Here is a 7,214-nt window from a genome sequence, read left to right as displayed (position 1 = left end):
TGGCGTTGGCCCGCTGGGCCACGATCTGGCTGAACAGCGCGTCGTCCTTCAGGCAGTTCCCGACCTGCTGATCGTCCAGACCGGCCTGCTTGCCGATCTCGTTCAGCGTGTCGCGGGGTTTCGTCACCTTCGACCAGTTCTGCCGGAACAGCTCATCAGTGACCGCGAAGTATTTGACGGGGTCGCCGCCCGCGATGCAGCGCGACAAGACGCTTGAGGCCGCGGCAACGGGATCGAGCGGGAATTCGCGGAACACGAAACGGATCTTGCCGGTGTCGATGTAGGCGGCCTTGACCTTCGGAAACACGTTTTGATTGAACGCCGCGCAATGCGGGCAGGTGATCGATGCATATTCGACCACGGTGACGGCCGCATCCGCCGGTCCGAGCGCCATGTCCGGCAATGATGCCGGCTCGGCCACGTTGTCGGCCTTGCCGTTGGCCATGACAGCGCTGATCAGATGAAACGGGGAGAGACCGGCCAAAGCGGCAGCGCCCGTCAACGACAGGGCAGAGGTCAACGCGCGACGCGTAATGGTCAAGCTCGGCTCCCGAATTGGCGCTATGTGCTTCAGTTCCGCCTGAACAGCTTAACTCTTGAGCAGCGCCTTGATCCGCTTGTCGAATTCCTCAAACGAGGTTTCGCCTTTGATCTTCTCGCCGTTGATGAAAAAGGTCGGCGTGGAATCGACTTTCAGAACGTCGGATGCGTATTTCTGGTCGGCGACGATCTTGTCGAGCAGCGCCTGATCCTTCAGGCAGGCTTCGACCTGGCTCTGGCTCAGGCCCGCCTGCTTGCCGATCCGGGTCAGCGTCTCGGTGGTGTTCTTCATCACCCAGTCGGCCTGTTGTTTGAACAGGAGGTCGGTGACCGCGAAGTACTTGGCGGCATCGTCCTTGGCGATGCAGCGCGACAGCATCGAGCCGGCCGCCGCCTTGATGTCGAGCGGGAATTCGCGGAACACGTAGCGGATCTTGCCCGTGTCGATGTAGGCGGCCTTGATCTTCGGGAACACGTTCTCATTGAACGCCGCGCAATGCGGGCAGGTCATGGAGGCGTATTCAGTGATGGTCACCGGGGCATCTTTCGGCCCGAGCGCCATGTCCGGCAATTGCTGCGGTTGGGCGACAGCGGAGGCATCGTCGGCCAGCGCTTCGGAGATCAGGTGAAACGGTGAAAATCCTGCGAGAGCGGCAAGTCCGGTCAGCGACAGGGCGGCGGTAAAGGCACGACGCGTGATTATCAAGATCGGCTCCGGACTTTGGCTGCGAAAGGACGGGCCTTCGCTAGCTTGAAACCAGCCATGTGGCAATGGCGTGCGACGATCGCCAGAGTTGGCGAAAACGTCAATTTCGCTTGATTGCGGCCCCGAGCCGCGCCAGCGCCGCCCGCAATTCGTCGTCCTCGACCGAGGCCAGCGTTTGTGCGATTTGCTCGACCTGCCGCGGGTCCGGTGGCGGCGAGGGGCGGGGCCGTGGCTTTCGCGACAACGGTCCCTGGCGCAACGCCATCCGCCCCACGGCGCTCCAGCCGAAGAAGCGGTTGACGCGTTCAAGGATCACATCGGAGGCATGCTGGATTTCGAGCGCCATCGGGCCCTCGACACGCAGCACCAGCGTGGCGGCTTCCTGCGGCTGGCCATCCACCGGCCGCGGCCACTGCATCTTCAGGGGTTCGCAATGGGCCGACAGTTCGGGACCGATGATCTCATTCCAGCGGGTGACGAGTTCGCGAGCGGCAAATCCCTGCTTGGCATAGGCGTCCGAAAAGACGTCGCTGAGCAGGACGGATAACGGCTTTGCCGAGATCGGGCCGGGCTTGTTCATCTTGGGACGGTTTGCGACCATACGGCCATGAGTCTATCAGGCGCCGCCGCCCTGCGGAAGAAAACGTCGGATCGTGAGGAACCGGCCGCGATGCGGCCCGTGCTGCTGCTCGCCTGGTACGACCGGCACCGAAGGGTGCTGCCGTGGCGTCCGCCGGCGGGCCAGCGGCCCGATCCTTACGCGGTGTGGCTGTCGGAAATCATGCTGCAGCAGACCACCGTCAAAGCCGTCGGGCCTTATTTTCAGAAATTTCTCGCGCGCTGGGGTGATGTCACCGCGCTCGGCCGCGCCTCGCTCGACGATGTCTTAAGGATGTGGGCGGGGCTCGGCTATTATTCGCGCGCGCGCAACCTTCATGCCTGCGCAGTCGCGGTTTTGCGCGATCATGACGGCGTGTTTCCCGATACCGAAGAAGGCTTGCGCGCTCTTCCGGGCATCGGGCCCTATACGGCGGCTGCGATTGCGGCGATCGCTTTCGATCGGCGGACCATGCCGGTCGATGGCAATATCGAACGCGTGGTGTCGCGGCTGTTTGCGGTCGAGGAAACATTGCCGCAAGCGAAGCCCGTCATCCAAAGGCTCGCGACGACGCTGCTCGGCGACGCCAGAGCCGGCGACGAGCAGTCTCGCGCCGGCGGCATCGCGAAGTCGCGAGCCGGGGATAGCGCGCAGGCGCTGATGGATCTTGGCGCCTCGATCTGCACGCCGAAGAGACCGGCGTGCAGTCTGTGTCCGCTCAACGAGGGATGCGCCGCTCGAGCGCGCGGCGATCAGGAGACGTTTCCGCGCAAGGCGCCGAAGAAGACGGGCAAGCTGCGCCGCGGCGCCGCCTTTGTCGTGACGCGCGGCGACGAAGTTCTGGTGCGCAGCCGTCCTGAAAAGGGATTGCTCGGCTGCATGACCGAGGTGCCGGGTTCGGACTGGCGCGCGGCGCAGGACGACGAGGCCGCATTGAAACAGGCGCCCCAACTCACCGGTGTGACGCGCTGGCATCGGAAGGTCGGCGTGGTCACGCATGTCTTTACGCATTTTCCATTGGAGCTTGTGGTCTACACGGCCCGCGTGTCCGGACGCGCCCGCACGCCAAAGGGCATGCGCTGGGTGCCGATTGCTACACTCGACGGCGAAGCGCTGCCGAATGTGATGCGCAAGGTAATCGCCCACGGTCTCGGCAACAGCTAAACCGCGATTCCAAACGCAAATGACCCCGCCAGTGCTGACACCACGCTGGCAGCAGGCATGGGCTAATTTGCTTCCAACGGAGGCTCCTATGCTCAAGACAGCGCTCGACGACATTGTCATGCCGCCATCGGCCAAATTGCTCGGCTGGCGGCTGCTTGATTCCCGGCCGTGGGACGGCTGGCTGAAGGTCGGCTTCGATGGAAGGGCGGAGTTTTGCAACCCGGCCGGTTTCATCCAGGGCGGCATCCTCTCGGCCATGCTGGACGACACGATGGGACCAGCCGTGTTCGTGACGAGCGAAGGCAGATACTATGCGACCACCATCAGTCTGACGGTGAACTTCATCGCGCCCGCCAAACCGGGGCCGCTGACCGCAGAGGCGCAGGTCATCCAGATCGGCAAGAGCGTCGCCTTCATGGAAGGCAAGCTGATCGGAGATGACGGCACTGTGCTCGCAACCGCCAGCACCACCGCGCGTCTCGTCGAGGCGGCGAGGGCGCTGCGCTAGTCGCTTGCACCGGCGCTGAGTGCAATCGAGATCACGGCGGCATTGGTTACGCGGTCTCGCTGCCTTGACATACATCAATCGCTCCCGCGAGTGGCCTGCGAGGTATTTGGTCAATACCGCTTTCTGCGGTGCACGAAATCGCCGGGCCTGACCATGAACCTTCTGCTCAGGGAAATTCGCCACAATCCACTATTGTGGATGTTGATTTTTGTGCCGATCGTGCTCGCAGTCGAGTACGCGGCTCCGTCAGCCCATACAGCCCTTTTCGTGCTGGCAGTCCTGGCCATCGTGCCATTGGCGACGCTTCTTAGTCACGCGACCGAGAGTGTCGCGGAGAAAACGGGTGACGCAGTCGGCGGCTTGCTCAATGCAACGCTGGGCAATCTGACCGAACTGATCATCGCAATCGCCGCCCTTCAGGCCGGTGAATACATGCTGGTCAAGGCATCGATCGCCGGAGCCATCGTGACGAACTCGCTGTTCATGCTCGGCGCTTCCTTTTTGCTCGGTGGGCTTCGAAACCACGTCCAGGACTACAATCGCGCCGGTGGCAGATTGTACGCTGCACTCCTGTTGATGGCGACGATCGCGCTACTCGCACCGGCCGCCGTCGCCGACCTTGATGCGGCAAAAGGCGAAGCGATGGCGCAGAAGCTCAGCGCGGGCCTGGCGGTGTTGCTCATGTGCGCCTACGCACTCGGCCTGCTGTTCTCGCTCAAGACCCACAGGGAGCTGTTTGCGAGCCATGAGCATGGCGAGGCTGGCGAGGGCGGCTGGCCAATCGGCCTCGCGGTCGGCACGCTGCTTGTGGTCACCGTACTGGTCGCTCTGGTCAGCGAAATATTCGTAGGGTCGGTACAGAAGGCAGGAGAGACCCTTGGATTGAGCCCGGCTTTCGTCGGTTTCATTGTTGTTGCGCTCGTCGGCGCCGCCGCGGAAATGGCAGTCGCGTTTTCTGCGGCGCGCAAGAACCGCCTTGACATGAGCGTCAGCATTGCGCTGGGAAGCGCGTCCCAAATTGCTTTGTTCGTGGCGCCGGTGCTGGTGCTCTTGAGCTATCTCGTCGGTCCCAAGCCGATGGACCTGCAGTTCTGGCCCGGGGCCGTGACGATGGTGATGATCGCCACCTTCACGTCCTGCTTTGTCACCAACAGCGGACGGTCCGCCTGGTTCATTGGCGCGCTGCTGGTGTTCATCTACGTCATCTTCGCCATGACGCTGTATGTCGTGCCGCCTGGCTCGCACGGGCCCGTGTAGGAGCCGGAGGGGCAGCGATGACGAGCCGAATGCGCAGCTGGCTCCGACCTGTCGTACCCCTTCTTGTCGGTTACAGTATCTTTGGTCTCCTTGTCGAAGCCGCCGTGCCACGATTCCTGCCGGAGAACAGCCTGACGACCTTCGTCGGGGAGGCTGCAAAGGCCGGTGTATTCGCAATCTGGCTCTATCTGATTTGGCGCATAGCCGGCACGCTCCAGGGAATTTACGGCGCGGGGAGCGCGCGTTATCTGGAGCGCACGCCCATCTGGAGAATTTTGATGGACGTCACGGCGGCCTACATCCTCGCGGCGTTCTGCTTTGCCGTGCTTTACGTTTATCTGGTGCGTCACGACGCAAACGCGTTTTCCACCGAGCTCAATCTCGGCAACGCGATCTACTTCAGCATCGTGTCCATGACGACAACGGGGTACGGCGACATATCGCCCAGGTCGGGCTGGGCAAAATTCGTCGTCTGTCTGCAGATCATGTTTGGCTTTCTCTATAATGTGCTCTTTTTCTCGATCTTCGCCGGACTTGCAGGTCAAAGACGTTCCAATTGATTTTCGTCAACGTGCGGTGTGATGAACGTCTGATCGGCGCAAACTCGGGAGCTGCCGTCACGCATTGGCCTCAACGCGATCCTCCCAGTCCTCCCATTCGACGTTGTTGACTTTCAGGTAGGTCGAGACCGCCGACTCGATGGTCGGAAAGAAATCGGCTTCGCCGAGCTGGGCGTACAATCCGAAGCGCTTCAGCTTGTCTTTCACGGGGTCCTTGAGCTCAGCAAAGCAGAGTTCGATGCCGCGGGCGTGCAGCGCCTCGTCCAGCTCGGCAACGGTGTCGCAGGCAGTCACGTCCACGCTCGTCACCGGTTCGGCGGCGACCACCAGCCAGCGCACCGGGGTCGGCGATTTCGCAATCGCGTCCAGAATGCGCTCTCTGAAGAACTCGGCATTGGCGAAGAACAGCGGCGCATCCCAGCGGAACAGGACCAATCCCGGAACGAGGCGCGCGTCGGGATATCGTTTGAGGTCGTGGTAGCCCTCAACGCCGTGAGGGCGGCCCATGACAGCGGAGTGGGGACGCCAGCCGTCCCACAGAAACTCAAGAATGGCCACCGCAATCGCGAGGCCAATTCCCGGTATAGCGCCGAGCACGGCCACGCCGACGAAGCACAGCATCGTCAACCAGAACTCCCATCGCTGAATCCGGTAGATCCGCGGAAGATCGTCAACCTCGATCAGGCCAATTGCAGCCGCGATAACCACGGCAGCCAACGCGGCGTTCGGCAGGTGCTGTAACAGGTTTGGCGCAACCATCAGAAGCAAGGCTATGGCGAGTGCACCGACGACACTGGTCAGTTGGGTGCGGGCACCGGCAGCCTCGGCAACGGGGGTTCGTGAGGAACTGCTGGAGATCGGGAAACCCTGAAAGAATCCCGTTGCGAGGTTGGCTACGCCGAGCCCCACCATCTCCTGGTTCGGGTCGACCTTGTCGCCGAGTCGCGCCGCATAGGTCCGCGACAGCACGCTCGTGTCCGCAAACGAGATCAACGCGATAGCGCAGCCGCCTGCCAGCACGGAAATGAGATCGTTGTACGCGATCCAGGGAATGGAGAGCGCCGGCAGGCCTTGAGGAAGCGGCCCCAGAACCTTCACACCATAGCGATTACCGAGATCGAGTGCGGCGACGACAAGGGTCGCTCCGACGACGGCAACCAGGATTCCCGGCAGGCGCTTGCTATCCTTGAGCAGCAGGATGACGATCAACGTACCGAGCCCAATGGCGAAACCGACCCAGTTTGACTTGCCGTCGCCGATTGAACCGGCGATCGCCCACAGGTCTCGCAAAGGTCCTTGGTCCCCGATCGAGAAGCCGAACAGCTTTGGCAGCTGGCTGATCAGCACGGTCACGGCTATCCCATTCATGTAGCCGTACCGGATCGGCTTGGAGAGCAACTCGGTCACGAAGCCCAACCGCGCGATGCCCGCCAGTATCAGCACGGCTCCCGAAACGAGTGCCATCAACGCCGCAAGCGTTACGGCGCGCGCCGCGTCGCCGCCGGACAACGGGGCAACGACACCGAGGATGACCGCAGCCAGGGCCGAGTCCGGTCCAAGCACAATGATGCGGCTTGGGCCGAAAATGGCGTAGGCGAGAAGCGGAATGATGGTTGCGTAGAGGCCGTGGATGCCCGGCAGGCCTGACGCAGCCGCGTAGGCAATGCCGACCGGCACCAGCATGGTCGCCAGCACGAGGCCTGCGAAGATGTCATGCCGCAGCCACGCAAGCTGATAGTGGCGGACGGTATCGATTCCAGGCAGCCAATGACATGGAAGGCTCACCGCGCTCTCTCCTGACCAGGCCATGCTGGTTAAAAGGAGAAGGATCGGCCCTTCTGGAGCGTGTTCTTTGACCTATCTCAAGCGATTGCAGCCGAT

8 protein-coding genes are annotated in these 7,214 nt (G+C 62.3%); 4 read left to right on the top strand and 4 right to left on the bottom strand.

The window, feature by feature from the left end:
* The 3 genes from VFB05_RS14775 to VFB05_RS14765 form a co-directional block, all read right to left on the bottom strand.
* The coding region (locus tag VFB05_RS14775; protein WP_325013468.1) for a thioredoxin domain-containing protein at positions 1–541 on the bottom strand (541 nt) is incomplete at its 3' end.
* Between the two features lie 48 nt (positions 542–589).
* The gene (locus VFB05_RS14770; RefSeq protein WP_325013467.1) at positions 590–1,246 is read right to left on the bottom strand and encodes a DsbA family protein; all 657 of its coding nucleotides are present in this window, start codon (positions 1,244–1,246) and stop codon (positions 590–592) included.
* Positions 1,247–1,346: 100 nt separating this feature from the next.
* On the bottom strand, positions 1,347–1,826 hold the full coding sequence (locus VFB05_RS14765; protein ID WP_325013466.1) for a DUF721 domain-containing protein: 480 nt from the start codon (positions 1,824–1,826) through the stop codon (positions 1,347–1,349).
* A 27-nt stretch (positions 1,827–1,853) separates the two neighbouring features.
* On the opposite strand from VFB05_RS14765, the gene VFB05_RS14760 reads away from it, so the two are divergent.
* The 4 genes from VFB05_RS14760 (at position 1,854) to VFB05_RS14745 (ending at position 5,333) form a co-directional block, all read left to right on the top strand.
* Positions 1,854–3,008: an A/G-specific adenine glycosylase gene (locus VFB05_RS14760; RefSeq protein ID WP_325013465.1), complete on the top strand. Its 1,155-nt coding sequence runs from the start codon at positions 1,854–1,856 to the stop codon at positions 3,006–3,008.
* 88 nt (positions 3,009–3,096) lie between these two features.
* Positions 3,097–3,516 (top strand): PaaI family thioesterase, encoded by a 420-nt coding sequence (locus VFB05_RS14755; RefSeq protein WP_325013464.1) that lies wholly within the window; start codon positions 3,097–3,099, stop codon positions 3,514–3,516.
* Between the two features lie 153 nt (positions 3,517–3,669).
* Positions 3,670–4,773 (top strand): calcium/proton exchanger, encoded by a 1,104-nt coding sequence (gene cax / locus VFB05_RS14750; RefSeq protein ID WP_325013463.1) that lies wholly within the window; start codon positions 3,670–3,672, stop codon positions 4,771–4,773.
* Between the two features lie 17 nt (positions 4,774–4,790).
* Positions 4,791–5,333, top strand: coding sequence for a potassium channel family protein (locus VFB05_RS14745; RefSeq protein WP_325013462.1), 543 nt, complete (start codon positions 4,791–4,793; stop codon positions 5,331–5,333).
* 57 nt (positions 5,334–5,390) lie between these two features.
* Here the strand turns inward: VFB05_RS14745 and VFB05_RS14740 are convergent, their stop codons facing one another.
* Positions 5,391–7,118 carry a SulP family inorganic anion transporter gene (locus tag VFB05_RS14740; protein ID WP_325013461.1) on the bottom strand — a complete coding sequence of 576 codons (1,728 nt, stop codon included), beginning with the start codon at positions 7,116–7,118 and terminating at the stop codon, positions 5,391–5,393.
* Positions 7,119–7,214: the final 96 nt, after the last annotated feature.

The organism is Bradyrhizobium sp., assembly GCF_035652035.1.
GTDB lineage: Bacteria > Pseudomonadota > Alphaproteobacteria > Rhizobiales > Xanthobacteraceae > Bradyrhizobium.
This window is presented reverse-complemented; position numbering and strand designations above follow the sequence as displayed.

Bases quoted from the DNA above. Each gene is read 5' to 3' on its own strand.
- VFB05_RS14745 (WP_325013462.1), top strand. From the start codon at position 4,791: ATGACGAGCCGAATGCGCAGCTGGCTCCGACCTGTCGTACCCCTTCTT.
- VFB05_RS14755 (WP_325013464.1), top strand. From the start codon at position 3,097: ATGCTCAAGACAGCGCTCGACGACATTGTCATGCCGCCATCGGCCAAA.
- VFB05_RS14765 (WP_325013466.1), bottom strand. From the start codon at position 1,826: ATGAACAAGCCCGGCCCGATCTCGGCAAAGCCGTTATCCGTCCTGCTC.
- cax (WP_325013463.1), top strand. From the start codon at position 3,670: ATGAACCTTCTGCTCAGGGAAATTCGCCACAATCCACTATTGTGGATG.
- VFB05_RS14760 (WP_325013465.1), top strand. From the start codon at position 1,854: ATGAGTCTATCAGGCGCCGCCGCCCTGCGGAAGAAAACGTCGGATCGT.